General features: G+C 40.3%; 13 protein-coding genes. 2 read left to right on the plus strand and 11 right to left on the minus strand.

What is annotated here, in order from left to right:
• Positions 1-121: 121 nt before the first annotated feature.
• Complete coding sequence (locus ACESNQ_RS02670) at positions 122-1,300, minus strand: pyridoxal phosphate-dependent aminotransferase (protein ID WP_373074809.1); 1,179 nt, start codon at positions 1,298-1,300, stop codon at positions 122-124.
• Positions 1,297-1,785 (minus strand): cell wall elongation regulator TseB-like domain-containing protein, encoded by a 489-nt coding sequence (locus ACESNQ_RS02675; protein WP_223333520.1) that lies wholly within the window; start codon positions 1,783-1,785, stop codon positions 1,297-1,299. Before ACESNQ_RS02675 ends, ACESNQ_RS02670 begins: the two co-directional genes overlap by 4 nt.
• 268 nt (positions 1,786-2,053) lie before the next feature.
• On the opposite strand from ACESNQ_RS02675, the gene ACESNQ_RS02680 reads away from it, so the two are divergent.
• Positions 2,054-2,602 carry an NADPH-dependent FMN reductase gene (locus ACESNQ_RS02680; RefSeq protein ID WP_373074811.1) on the plus strand — a complete coding sequence of 183 codons (549 nt, stop codon included), beginning with the start codon at positions 2,054-2,056 and terminating at the stop codon, positions 2,600-2,602.
• 42 nt (positions 2,603-2,644) lie between these two features.
• Here ACESNQ_RS02680 and ACESNQ_RS02685 read toward each other — a convergent pair whose 3' ends face one another.
• A complete protein-coding gene (locus ACESNQ_RS02685) occupies positions 2,645-3,835 on the minus strand; it encodes an O-antigen ligase family protein (protein WP_281137768.1) in 1,191 nt (396 codons plus the stop codon).
• A gap of 211 nt (positions 3,836-4,046) precedes the next feature.
• Between ACESNQ_RS02685 and birA the strand changes: the two genes are divergently transcribed.
• A complete protein-coding gene (birA, locus tag ACESNQ_RS02690) occupies positions 4,047-4,982 on the plus strand; it encodes a bifunctional biotin--[acetyl-CoA-carboxylase] ligase/biotin operon repressor BirA (protein WP_373074814.1) in 936 nt (311 codons plus the stop codon).
• 60 nt (positions 4,983-5,042) lie between these two features.
• On the opposite strand, the gene ACESNQ_RS02695 is transcribed toward birA, so the two are convergent.
• From ACESNQ_RS02695 to ACESNQ_RS02730, 8 genes are all read right to left on the minus strand, one after another.
• Positions 5,043-6,233: an acetate kinase gene (locus ACESNQ_RS02695; RefSeq protein WP_373074816.1), complete on the minus strand. Its 1,191-nt coding sequence runs from the start codon at positions 6,231-6,233 to the stop codon at positions 5,043-5,045.
• A gap of 50 nt (positions 6,234-6,283) precedes the next feature.
• Positions 6,284-7,237: a class I SAM-dependent methyltransferase gene (locus ACESNQ_RS02700; protein ID WP_373074818.1), complete on the minus strand. Its 954-nt coding sequence runs from the start codon at positions 7,235-7,237 to the stop codon at positions 6,284-6,286.
• A 96-nt stretch (positions 7,238-7,333) separates the two neighbouring features.
• Positions 7,334-8,941, minus strand: coding sequence for a CTP synthase (pyrG, locus tag ACESNQ_RS02705; RefSeq protein ID WP_373074820.1), 1,608 nt, complete (start codon positions 8,939-8,941; stop codon positions 7,334-7,336).
• A gap of 270 nt (positions 8,942-9,211) precedes the next feature.
• A complete protein-coding gene (gene rpoE / locus ACESNQ_RS02710) occupies positions 9,212-9,787 on the minus strand; it encodes a DNA-directed RNA polymerase subunit delta (protein ID WP_368909562.1) in 576 nt (191 codons plus the stop codon).
• 177 nt (positions 9,788-9,964) lie between these two features.
• The gene (locus ACESNQ_RS02715; protein WP_368909560.1) at positions 9,965-10,099 is read right to left on the minus strand and encodes a dTDP-6-deoxy-D-glucose-3,5-epimerase; all 135 of its coding nucleotides are present in this window, start codon (positions 10,097-10,099) and stop codon (positions 9,965-9,967) included.
• Positions 10,100-10,306: 207 nt separating this feature from the next.
• The gene (locus ACESNQ_RS02720) at positions 10,307-11,452 is read right to left on the minus strand and encodes an FtsX-like permease family protein (protein WP_373074822.1); all 1,146 of its coding nucleotides are present in this window, start codon (positions 11,450-11,452) and stop codon (positions 10,307-10,309) included.
• Positions 11,453-11,455: 3 nt separating this feature from the next.
• Positions 11,456-12,136 carry an ABC transporter ATP-binding protein gene (locus tag ACESNQ_RS02725; RefSeq protein ID WP_373074824.1) on the minus strand — a complete coding sequence of 227 codons (681 nt, stop codon included), beginning with the start codon at positions 12,134-12,136 and terminating at the stop codon, positions 11,456-11,458.
• Entirely contained in the window at positions 12,133-12,708 is a 576-nt protein-coding gene (locus ACESNQ_RS02730; protein WP_368909633.1) for a TetR/AcrR family transcriptional regulator, read from the minus strand. The genes ACESNQ_RS02725 and ACESNQ_RS02730 overlap by 4 nt, the downstream gene beginning before the upstream one ends.
• Between the last annotated feature and the right edge of the window lie 155 nt (positions 12,709-12,863).

Below are 12,863 nucleotides of genomic sequence, written 5' to 3' on the forward strand. Positions count from 1 at the left end.
GTCTAAAGACATTATTACCCACTATTGTACCACAAATAATGCCTGATAGCTAGATTCTATCAGAGAAAAATCTCAGGTTTTATCCAAAAAAATCTCCGTCAAGACGACGAAGATCTTAGTTTTATTTTTCCATAAATAGGTGCAAGCGACGAATAGCTTCTTTGAGTGTATCTAGGTCTGTCGCATAGCTGAGACGGATATTCTCTGGTGCTCCAAATCCTGCACCTGTAATCAGGGCCAGACCAACTTCCTCAAGAATAGCCGTTGTAAATGCTGTTACATCTGTATAGCCTTTCATCTCCATAGCTTTTTTAACATTTGGGAAGAGATAGAAAGCTCCTTGCGGTTTGACTACTTCAAAGCCAGGGACTTGGCACAAGAGAGGATAAATGGTATTGAGACGTTCCTCGAAAGCCTGACGCATTGCTTCTACGGAGTCTTGTGGACCAGTTAAGGCCTCGATTGTTGCGTATTGTGAAACAGCAGTTAGGTTAGAAGTTGTTTGACCAGTCAATTTGCTCATAGCAGCAATAATTTCTGGATCACCTACTGCATAACCAACACGCCATCCTGTCATAGCGTAGGCCTTAGACACTCCATTGATGACAATGGTTTGTTTACGAATAGCTTCTGACAGACTAGAGATTGGAACGAACTCATTACCGTTATAGACCAAACGACCATAAATATCATCGGCCAGGATGAGAATATCATGTTCGACAGCCCAATTTCCAATGGCTAAGAGTTCCTCACGAGAATATATCATACCGGTAGGATTAGATGGTGAGTTTAGTACCAAAACTTTAGTCTTATCTGTTCGAGCTGCTTCTAATTGCTCCACAGTTACTTTAAAGTGATTGTCTTCCTTAGCTTGGACAAAGACTGGAAGGCCTTCGGCCATCTTAACCTGATCCCCATAGCTGACCCAGTAAGGAGTAGGAATGATTACCTCATCTCCAGGGTTGATAACAGCCATAAAGAAAGTATAAAGGGAAAACTTGGCACCAGTAGCAAAAGTGACTTCATTTGCCGCCACAGAATAACCATAATAACGTTCAAAATAGGTATTAACCGCTGCTTTCAATTCAGGCAAACCTGAAGCTACCGTATAGAAAGACGCGCGACCATCTCGAATAGCTGCAACCGCAGCATCTTGAATATTTTCAGGAGTATGAAAATCGGGCTGACCTAAAGTCAAGAAAAGAACGTCTTTTCCTTCAGCTTTTAACTTCTTTGCTCTTGCATCACTAGCCAGAGTAACACTTTCTTCAATCTCTAAGACACGTTTGGATAATTTCATTGTTTCTCCTTTTCGACTAAGGCGCCAGATTCAAAATCTACCAGATAATAGTCTCCTCCGGACTTGATTTCCCAGACAGGCTTTTCAGCGTACCGTCCGAAGGTAATCTTGTCGATCTCAGTTGCTCCTTTTTCTCTGACAACTGCTTCTGCTTTTTCTTGAGAAGTACCATTTTCTAGTTGATATACGTAAATATTGTTGCTACTTTTCTCTATTAAGACAGCAACAGGTTTCTGGTTCTTATCTTGGCCAAGAACACTATAATAGCTTTCTAAACCATTGAAGATATCAATCTGGCTAACCGTTTCTAGATTTGCATACTGCTTAGCGAGTCTTTCACCTTCTACCTTTGCAGTTCGATAAGGCTTCATGCTGAGCCATACCAAGTAGAGAAAGGAAGAAGTGATGACTAGAGTTAACAAAGTTATACCAATGATGTACTGAAATAATAGGGAATTTTTTTCTTTTTTCTGTCTCTTTTTCACTCGTCTATTTTACCATCTATCCTAGTGAATTACAAGTGAAGTTAGGGGAGGAATCTGGATTTTCAATACGTTTTTAGGATATCATTACACAACTTCAAGCCGTGTTTTTATAGACTTTTCTACAGTCTTCATTTTTAATTAAAAACTTAGATTCTATTGATTTTATTTTCTGAGCATATCCCTTGCAAATGATTTTATCGTGTTGTAACATATATTATAACAACACAGTAGTTCTGATTGAAAGATTAAAATTAAAAGGAGACTCCCTATGTCTAAAAAAATATTGTTTATCGTTGGTTCACTTCGTGAAGGTTCATTCAACCACCAAATGGCACTAGAAGCTGAAAAGGCACTTGCTGGCAAAGCCGAGGTCAGTTACCTTGACTACTCAGCCATTCCTCTCTTTAGCCAAGACCTTGAAGTTCCTACACTTCCAGCTGTTGCAACGGCTCGCGAAGCTGTTCTAGCCACAGATGCAATCTGGATTTTCTCTCCAGTTTACAATTTCTCAATTCCAGGGACTGTGAAAAACTTACTTGACTGGCTTTCACGCGCCATTGACTTGTCTGACACTCGTGGAGCATCTGCTCTTCAAGATAAAATTGTTACGGTATCATCTGTAGCTAACGCTGGACACGATCAACTCTTTGCGATTTACAAAGACCTCTTGCCGTTCATCCGTACACAGGTTGTTGGTGATTTTACCGCAGCTCGTGTCAATGATTCTGCTTGGGCAGATGGTCAATTAGTCCTTGAAGATAGCGTCGCCGCTTCTCTTAAACAACAAGCTGAAGATTTACTTCAAGCTATTCAATAATAAAAAAGATAGTAGAAGATCTCATTTCTACTATCTTTTAGTTTATTCAACAAATTCTCCAATCATACTATGTTTTAATGGTAAACTACACATTACTAAAAGGAAAATGAAGGAGGATTGAATCCAAAAGAGGGCCAAATCAAAAATTCCATGCACAGCAACTACTGTTAAGAATGAAAGATAAAGACCAACAATCGGACGCTTGCTCGGCTCCTGACTCATATCAATCAACATTCGAATTGGACCAGAAGAAGCTATTCCTAACAATACCGTTCCTACCACACCGTAACTCAATATTGTATCAATGTAAATACTATGAGCGTGTTCGTGATAAGGAGCAAAAATACGAGGATAAGAGTGCATATAGGTTAGGGGACCCTCACCCCAGAAGGGATTTTGTTTGAATAAGGTCATACCAGCATTCCAGATCGACACTCGTTCTTCCATAGACGAATCGAGCGTTCCCATTCGAACTCCCAAATCACTCGAGAAGAGAAAGGCTAAACCAACACCAAAGACTCCGATACTGAGCCAGAAGGCACGCCAGTTCTTAATGGTAGTGAAAAGATAAATAATCGCACCAAAGATAATGGCTGGAAAAGCTGTTCTATTTTGGGTGAAATTCAAGCCAAACAAATTTGCAAAGATTGCAATGAGAGAGAAAATTCTCAACCATCTCAATCTAGTCGTACTAATTAGGTAAAATCCAATCATAATACAGAAGCAACAGATAATCCCATAATAATTAGGATTAAAGAAGGCTACTTCTGCACGGTTCTGATGCCAGACCTGCATCTTAGGTGATAAGAAAGTATAATCAAATTTCTTTACAATCTGAAAGTGCTCTAAAGCTGCAAAAACTGATGCTAGCACACTAAGCGACATAAGCGATTGCAATACTAATCTGAAAAACTTAGGGGTTAAATGGGCCTGGTAATAGTAAAAGAAAATTGCAAAGAGGAACATTCCTAAAGTGGAAACCATCCCCATCACATTTTGTGCTAAAAGAGAGATAACACCACTATAGCCGATAAATAAAAGTAAGATAGAATGGTGGGATAATCGTTTTAATATCCCCTTCATCTCTCCTGTAAATATTAGACCTATTAAGTAGGCGATAAAAATAATAACGAAAATATAAAAAGGCAAGAAAATACTTAGAATAACAGCTAGTAAGACTAGCTCTTGCTTGGATAAGCCTTTCAATTTTTCAATGATACCTATTGATTTCACAACAGATCCTTTCTCTCTGCGCTATAAAGCTCAGATAAATAAACTATTAAAACATTTTACCATTTTTCAAATGATTTGAAAACCACTTTGTCCATGTCATCCTGACTAAAACTAGGTAAAATTTTATAACGAGCTAAGATATCTCTCAAAGCGCGCATCCTTTTTTAAAAATATGGTACAATAAATCTAGTTGTTCCAGAAAGGACCTAGTATGAAATCCTATCAAGAAGTTTACAAAATCTTAGCTCATGAAACAGATTATTTAAGCGGAGAGAAAATCGCTGAAATATTAAACCTCTCTCGCACCTCTGTTTGGAAGGCTATCCAACGTCTCCAGCAGGAAGGTTTAGAAATTGACAGCATCAAAAACCGTGGCTACAAACTTCTTCACGGTGACCTAATCTTACCTCAAGAAATAGAAGCTAACAGCCCAATCTCAGTTCAATTTAAACCTATCACCAGATCAACCCAGAGTGATGCCAAGGAGGCCATGGAAGCTGGTGCCAAAGGAGACACACTCTACCTATCAACAGGCCAAACTATGGGACGTGGTCGATTTCAACGCCCCTACTATTCTCCAGAACAAGGTGGGATTTACATGTCTCTCCACCTCAAGCCCAATCTCTCTTATCTAGATCTACCAGCTTATACACTCCTGACTGCAGCCGCAATTTATAAGGCTGTTAAAAACCTTTGTCTAATTGATTTAGATATCAAATGGGTAAATGATTTATACCTAAATCAGAAAAAAATAGCCGGTATTCTAACCGAAGCCATCACTTTTGTCGAAACCGGCCTTGTCACAGATGTTATTATTGGTGTTGGTATCAACTTTTCTATCGCTGATTTTCCAAAAAACCTACAAGGGAAAGCTGGAAGTCTCTTCTCTCAAAATAGCCCAATCACTCGCAACGAGCTGATTGCAGAAATCTGGAAATGTTTCTACGAAACTGAGACCGATGAGCTGCTTTACCTCTATAAAAAACAATCAATTGTTTTAGGCAAAGAAATTTCCTTTAAGAAAGATCAAGAAATCATCTCAGGAAAAGCTTGTGATATCTCTGACCAGGGTCAACTACAGATCCAATTAGCTACTGGTGAGAAAATTTGGCTCAATAGTGGCGAAGTTTCGCTCACTAACTGGTAAGCACTCGTTAGCAACATAAAAAATCGACCTCTCTTTCGAGAAGGTCGTTTTTCTTATCATTTATTTTTTCAAACGCTCAACATCACGCGCAATCACAAGTTCTTCATCCGTTGGGATAACAAGTACACGAAGTGTCGCAGCATCTGTAGAAATGTCTCCAGTTACTCCAAAGACATTTTTCTCTGGGTCTAGATCACAACCAAACCAAGAGATACCTGAAATAACTTTCTCACGCACAAGAGTTGCATTTTCACCAACACCAGCAGTAAAGATAATAGCATCTGCCCCGTTTAGGACGGCTAAGTATTGTCCAATGTATTTTTGGATACGGTCAACATACATTTCAAAGGCAAGAATAGCATCGTGATTGCCTTCGTTCACACCATTCTGAACATCACGCATGTCACTTGATAAGCCTGAAACAGCCTGAAGACCAGATTCACGGTTTAGAACACGACTAATATCGTCTGGAGTCTTGAAGTCATCTGTATGTTCCATCAAGTAAGGAATGATAGCAGGGTCGATATCTCCAGTTCTTGTTCCCATCATAACACCAGCAAGTGGAGTGAATCCCATTGATGTATCGATTGATTGACCTCCCTTAACAGCTGTGATAGAAGCACCATTACCGATATGGCAAGTGATCAATTTCAACTCTTCTAGTGGACGTCCCAAAAGTTTTGCTGCTTCTTGAGCAACGTACTGGTGACTTGTACCGTGTGCTCCATATTTACGAACCTTGTTTTCTGTATAGTACTTAGTTGGTAATGGATAACGGTAGGCCTTCTCTGGCATTGTTGTATGGAATGATGTATCAAAGACTGCTACACTTGTAATATCTGGCAACAATTCTTTGAAGGCACGAATCCCAGCTGCATTGGCAGGGTTGTGCAATGGAGCAAGAAGTCCTAGTTCTTCAATTTTTTCTAAGACATCACCTTCAACAACTGTAGACTCTTTGAAGTACTCTCCACCTGCAACAACACGGTGTCCGACACCAGTAATTTCATCATAAGTTTTAATAATATTAAAACGAATCAAGTCATCAAGTAAAATCTTAACAGCCAAGGTATGGTTTTCAATATCAAGAACTTGTTCTTCAGAACGACCATCAAACTTAACTGTTGAAACAGAATCCTTCAATCCGATTCGCTCAATTAAACCCTTTGCAAGCACCTTTTCTTCTGGCATTTGATATAGTTGCCATTTCAAGCTAGAGCTTCCAGCGTTAATTGCAATGGTTTTTGTCATAAATTTATTCCCCTTTTTAAGCGTTTTCAACTATTATACCAAAATTTGCACTAGATTTCATGCCCTTGACACCATTTTTGAAAATTTTCCTTAAATTCCATCAAAATTTCAGGGTCACGAAGACTGGTAAGTGGATAAACAAATGGTTCAACTCCTTCTCCTGTCTTCTTTTGTAGGACAAAAATACTCTTAGACTGAGCACCTTGGGCGAAGAGATCCTCTGGTAAGGCAATAATTGCCACTAGTTGGGCCTGGTCAGTCAGCCATGATTTCAAAAATTCACTCTGAGGACTTGTCAGGAGATCTGTTGGAGCTAGAAAAATCGCATAGCCTCCTGTTCTGAGATACTTGAGTGATTGTTCCATTAACAAATGATGAGCATAAGTATGTTCATTCTTAGCCGCTACTTGATAACGTGAGGCTGTCTGATCATCTGGATAGTAACCGACAGGCAGGTCGCTCACAATGATGTCACTTTCTTTTAATACTTGTGGACGTACTGCATCTCCTTGGACAAAGCCCATTTGAAGATTCATTACTTCCGCCATGCTTGCCGCCATGTCAATCAAGAGGTCATCAAGTTCTATTCCCAGGTAATCTATCTTTTTGCTCATGGACGTTAAGAAGCTAGCTCCCAGAATTCCCATCCCAGAACCCAATTCCAATAAGCTCACATTTTCAGCAGGGAAAAGTTGTTCAATGATAAAAATCATCAAGTGACCAACCGCATCCGGTGTGAACTGGTGATTGGCTTGAAGAGGTTCTGTTTGAGCTGCCTTCATTAACAAAAATTGATAGGTCCGTAACCACTCCTCTTTTCGAAGTGCCAAACGTTTTAAGGCTTGATTGTTTTTCTTAACATCTTCCAGATTTGTCTGACCATCCAGATAGATCCCATTTTGTTCAATCAAGGCATCATAAAAACTTGTCGCCAAATCGTTTTGAATGATTTGGACATTTTCTAATAAATAGGTATATGCTTGTTCAATTTTTTCAAAATCCATAATCTTATCTTACCAAATTCAGAGCTGATTTTCCAGATTTTCATAATACTGAAAACAAATAAAAACCTCTGAGATGACTCTCAAAGGTTTATTCTACTATTTACTATTTTCAACAGCTGCTGTTACAAAAGCAGTGTAAAGTTCTTCTGGACGATTTGGACGACTTGAAAGCTCTGGATGGTACTGACAAGCCACAAAGAATTTGTTTTCTGGGATTTCAACAATTTCGACCAAGCGATTGTCTGGTGAAACACCTGAGAAGACAAATCCTGCCCCTTCAAACTGTTCACGGAAGGCATTGTTAAACTCATAACGGTGGCGGTGGCGACGTTGGACCACTTCTTTGTTATGATAAGCTGCCGCTGCCTTAGAACCACGTTTCAACTTAGAAGGATAAAGTCCCAAACGAAGGGTTCCCCCCATGTCCTCAACATCAATCTGATCACGCATGATATCGATGATTGGATATTTTGTATCAGGATCAAGCTCTGCTGAATTAGCCCCTTCAAGTCCCAAAACATGACGGGCAAACTCTATACAAGTCAATTGCATACCCAAGCATACTCCTAGCATTGGTACATCATTTTCACGCGCATAGCGAATCACTTCAATCTTACCCTCAGTACCACGTTGACCAAAACCACCTGGAACGATGATTCCATCAGCATAAGCTAGGAGTTCTGCTACATTGCCAGCTGTCACGTCATTAGCATTAATCCAATCAATCTTGACTTCTGTATCATTGGCATAACCTGAGTGTTTCAAGGCCTCTACGACAGAAATGTAGGCATCTTGCAACTCGACATACTTACCAACAAGAGCAATTTTGACTTGTTTTTTGAGATTCATGACCTTGTCGACCATAGCTGACCACTCTGTCATATCTGCTGCTGGTGCATCAATCTTCAAATGGTCACAGACGATTTGATCCATGCCTTGTGCTTGCAGATTAAGTGGGATTTGGTAAAGATTATCCACGTCCAATGACTCGATAACAGCTTCTGGTGCCACATCACAGAATTGAGCTAGTTTATTTTTAATCCCATGTCCAGCCGGCTTTTCAGTACGAATGACCAACATATTTGGCTGGATTCCCAAACCACGCAATTCTTTGACAGAGTGTTGAGTCGGCTTGGTCTTCATTTCTCCAGCCGCCTTGAGGTAAGGAAGTAAGGTTGTATGGATATACATGACATTTTCTGCGCCGACATCAGACTTCATTTGACGAAGCGCCTCTAAAAATGGAAGGGACTCGATATCTCCAACTGTTCCACCAACCTCTGTAATAATGACATCAGAGTCTGTCGTTAGAGCTGCACGCTTAATTTTTTCTTTCAAGGCATCTGTAATATGTGGAATGACTTGGACAGTTGCTCCAAGGTATTCTCCACGACGTTCCTTGCGAAGAACTTCGCTGTAGATTTTACCAGTTGTCACGTTTGAGTATTTGTTAAGATTGATATCGATAAAACGTTCATAGTGACCCAAGTCCAAATCTGTCTCAGCCCCATCATCTGTTACAAAAACTTCCCCGTGCTGATAAGGGCTCATGGTCCCTGGGTCAATATTGATATAAGGGTCAAATTTTTGGATGGTTACCTTCAAACCACGATTTTTCAAGAGCCGTCCTAGGCTCGCCGCAACGATCCCTTTCCCAATAGACGACACCACACCACCAGTTACAAAAATATATTTCGTAGACATAGATTCCTCTTTCTAAACTGCTCAAGATCTTGTTCCCTAGAGGGGGACTAAGAAAACAAGACCTTCACCGACAACTACAATCCAGTATGATAATTTCCCTGGAAAAACAAAAATAGCTCCCTAAAAACTAGGAAGCTCCGACCTCAAAAAGAGGTGCCCGAACAATATCTTACCTCAATTTGGTACATTTGTCAAATGTCATTCTTTGCTAGATTTATAGTTCTACTGCAGAAAAGAAAAACAACAAGGGAATTCCCTTGTTGTTTGGTATTATTCTTCTTCTTCCTCAGAATCTTCGTCATCTTCTTCAACGAGTTCAACATCTTCCCCAAGATCGTCTGGTGCGATTTCGTTGATTTCAGCGTCGTAGGCTTCTACTTCGTTCTTCTCATCGTCTGGATTTTCATCATCATAAGAAAGAGCTGGATCTTCTTCGTAGGCATCCTCATCTTCTGGATCATCTGCGCTGTAATCAATGGCATCCGTATCTCCATCCATAAAGGCATTAACACGTTTTTTCTTAGCCTTAGGTGCTACTTCTTCATCGTCACTTTCTTCAAGAGCAATGATTTCTTCGTCAATTTCATCAACTCCATACCATGAACGAAGGCCCCATTTGTTATCTCCAAGAGAGATGAAGCTCCCATCAAAGTTCAACTCTGTATAGAACAAAGGTAGTGCTTCGCGAATATCGCTATTAGAGGTACCAAGATAGTTTTGGATTTCATTGACCAAATCGCTAAAATGCATTTCGTGGTCGCGACCACGTTGTTCCAAGATGGCACGAGCCACCTCAATCATAGATAGTTCACTTTTTTCTTGCCCAGCAAATACTTCTAATTCCAAAGCGTTTCTCCTCTTTTTTTACTACTAACGCCAGAGTATATAAACTCTGGTCTCATTTTATCACGTACTCTTTATTGTACGATAATTTTCTTTATTAGTCAAAGGTTTAGAAGAAATTAATGTGAAATATTTCAGCGAATAAAAAGACCTGGGAGATACACTCACAGGTCTTTTTATTTATTTATGACACAAGGCCGCAGCCCCAATACCAACCACAAACTGCAGAAGAATCCCCACTGAGATAAAGGACCATTTGTTGCGCCAGATTAAGTAAAAGGCCCCCTTTAGGTCCTGCCAGTAACTCCGTTTCATGCTGTCTCTCTTTCATTTCTTTTATTCCCTTAGAATAGCGGAAAAACCTCTCAATTGTCTTTAGATTGTCGAGCAAGACGCAGTGGTTGAGTGGGCTCTACTACGCTGATTTCATCAGCTTTTACAGCCCTACTCAACTGTGCGGAGGTGGGACGACGAAATCGAATTCTAACGAATTACTGATTTCTGTCCCACTCTCTTTTCTATTTATTCTGCTAAGAGCACTTCTTTGATGGTTTGTTTTTGGAGTTTTCTGTTGGATAGATAAAAGAGGCTTTCATAAATCAAAGCAAAACCTATCAAGGTCCAAAAGCACACATTCCCATCAAAGTGATGCTCAATCTTTTCAGGAACCGTATCTTTGATCACACCAATCAAGATTTCCATGATGCCATATTGATAAGCTGTCCCAAGAACAAATCCTAAATAAGCCCAAAAACGATAAGGAGCGAGAATATGACCTTGGCATTCACGATCGGTGTAGCCAAAAGCCTTCATAAGAGCCAAGGTTTCGCGACTTTCTGAGACCACAATCCCCAATGACAAAAAGAGAATGGAAAAAGACAAGATCAAGCCAATCATGATCATCATGGTTTGGATGATGTCATCTGTGTAATCCCTGAGGCCAAAGGACAATTGAACCATGGCCGCAAAACACATAGAACCAAAGACTACAAAAAACAGGATCGATTTTCTCCCCCAAATCAGCGCTGAAGACAGCTCTTTTAGGAAGTCTTTCTCTCTCATAGGAGTCTTCTTTCTCCTTTTGACCTTGATTGGTGTTGGGGACTTTTTCAATAAGCGAAGAGCCGGCGTTTGTAGTTGTCTTCTAGCATAGCCAATCGCGAGAAGCATAAAAAATACCGTTGGCAGGATCACCAAAGCAAGCAAGAGCTGCCAATGAAAATGAATGGTGATTTCTGGTAAGATCCCCTTCTCATTACGAAAGTCATAAAAATGCTCCATCATAAGAAAAGAAGCTAAATAGCCAAGAAGCGCTCCGGCACCAAAACTGAGCCCAAATACCCAAAATCGTTTAGCCAACTGGCCATTGCTGTATCCCAAAGCCTTTAAAATTCCTAATTGTTCCTTGTGGTCATCGACAAATTGTTTGATATAAAAACACATGAGAAGGATAGACGTCAAGGACAAGACAACACCACTGACCATGGCCACCATCCAAGATAGCGAAACCTGGGCATCATAGTAGGTCTGCATCATGGGATTGGTTTTAGAAATCTCCAACTGCTCGATATCCAGGTAAAAATTCAAGAAGAGATTGGCCACAAAGACCGCACAAGCCCCAATGATACTGACGACAACTAATTTTCGAATATCTTTTACTGAAAACATGGCTTACCATCCAATCTCATAGGCAGTCTGAGGCTGATCGTTGGTTACAACTTGGGTAATCTTGCCACTATTGACGCGAATGATGGTTCTGGCCATATCCGCAATATTTTGGTTGTGCGTCACCATGATGAGGGTAAAGCCCAGCTTTTCCTTCAATTTCCAGATATAGTCGAGAATCTTTCGCCCTGTTTCTTCATCCAGGGCTCCCGTCGGCTCATCTAAGAAAAGAATCTCTGGCTTTTTGGCCAAGGCCCGGGCAATAGAGACTCTCTGCTGTTCCCCACCCGACAATTCACTCGGATACTTGTCTAGCTTATCGCCAAGGCCCAAATCCTCAATGATCTGCAAAAAATCATGATTGTTTGCTAGGTCTGCCCCCATCTTTACATTTTGTCTAACCGTTAGATTCGGTAATAAATAATACTGCTGAAAAATAAAGGCAATCTTCTCACGTCTAAAGGCTGTCAATTGAGCATCCGTGAGTTGCGATAAATCTTGCCCTTGAATGAGGATATGCCCCTCATCTACCTTTTCTAAGCCTGATAACACGTTTAAGAGAGTTGACTTTCCCGATCCAGAAGGGCCGAGGATAACCACATTATCCTGGTCTTGAATCTGCAAGTCAATCCCTTTTAAAACCTTGGTTTGGCCGTAACTTTTGTGAATATTTTCTAGTTGAATCATTTTTTTCCTACCATTTCTTTGATGAGCGATTGACAAACCTCTATCAGTAATCCAATTACTTCTTCCATGCTGAATTGATAAATACCAGAAGCAACCATAGAGGCCATCCCGTGTGAATAGATAAATAGATGCTGGTACAATCGACTAGCCTCCTCTACAGTCAAAGAATAGTCTGCGACAATCGAATCCAGAACCAATTGGTAACTATGATCCTTCATGGGAAGAAAATCTTGAAAGCGACGAATGGGATCTTTACTAGGATTTTGGAAAAGCAATTGAAAGAGTTGAGGCTCTTTTGAGGCGAAAAGGATATAAGCAACCCCGACAGATCGAAAAGGCTTCTCATCTTCTAAAGCCTTTCGTATATACTCCACCACTACCATTTCCGCAGCAACAATAACCTCTGCTTGTAACTCAGCCATATTTGCAAATTGCCCAAAAATGACTCTTGGTGTGGCTCCCAGTTTTTCCGCTAATGCTCGAGCCGTTAAACTAGCTATTCCCTCTTCTCTCACCAATTGTAAAGCTATCCCAATCATAGCCTCTTTACTAAATTTAACCTTAGGTGGCATGAGACTCCTTTCACGCAACACTTGTTGCGCAACACTTGTTACATAAAAGATTACCATAACAAAGAAAACTTGTCAAGAAAAATCTGTAAAGCATAGAACAAAAAAACCAGCCCACTGATACAAGTGACGTCTGGTATACTAAATCTAGTCCCGAA

Source organism: Streptococcus infantis (genome assembly GCF_964243025.1).
GTDB lineage: Bacteria > Bacillota > Bacilli > Lactobacillales > Streptococcaceae > Streptococcus > Streptococcus infantis_N.

Coding starts and splice junctions, on each gene's coding strand:
- ACESNQ_RS02670 (WP_373074809.1), bottom strand. CDS start 1,300: ATGAAATTATCCAAACGTGTCTTAGAGATTGAAGAAAGTGTTACTCTG.
- ACESNQ_RS02680 (WP_373074811.1), top strand. CDS start 2,054: ATGTCTAAAAAAATATTGTTTATCGTTGGTTCACTTCGTGAAGGTTCA.
- birA (WP_373074814.1), top strand. CDS start 4,047: ATGAAATCCTATCAAGAAGTTTACAAAATCTTAGCTCATGAAACAGAT.
- ACESNQ_RS02695 (WP_373074816.1), bottom strand. CDS start 6,233: ATGACAAAAACCATTGCAATTAACGCTGGAAGCTCTAGCTTGAAATGG.
- ACESNQ_RS02700 (WP_373074818.1), bottom strand. CDS start 7,237: ATGGATTTTGAAAAAATTGAACAAGCATATACCTATTTATTAGAAAAT.
- pyrG (WP_373074820.1), bottom strand. CDS start 8,941: ATGTCTACGAAATATATTTTTGTAACTGGTGGTGTGGTGTCGTCTATT.
- ACESNQ_RS02715 (WP_368909560.1), bottom strand. CDS start 10,099: ATGAAACGGAGTTACTGGCAGGACCTAAAGGGGGCCTTTTACTTAATC.
- ACESNQ_RS02720 (WP_373074822.1), bottom strand. CDS start 11,452: ATGTTTTCAGTAAAAGATATTCGAAAATTAGTTGTCGTCAGTATCATT.
- ACESNQ_RS02725 (WP_373074824.1), bottom strand. CDS start 12,136: ATGATTCAACTAGAAAATATTCACAAAAGTTACGGCCAAACCAAGGTT.
- ACESNQ_RS02730 (WP_368909633.1), bottom strand. CDS start 12,708: ATGCCACCTAAGGTTAAATTTAGTAAAGAGGCTATGATTGGGATAGCT.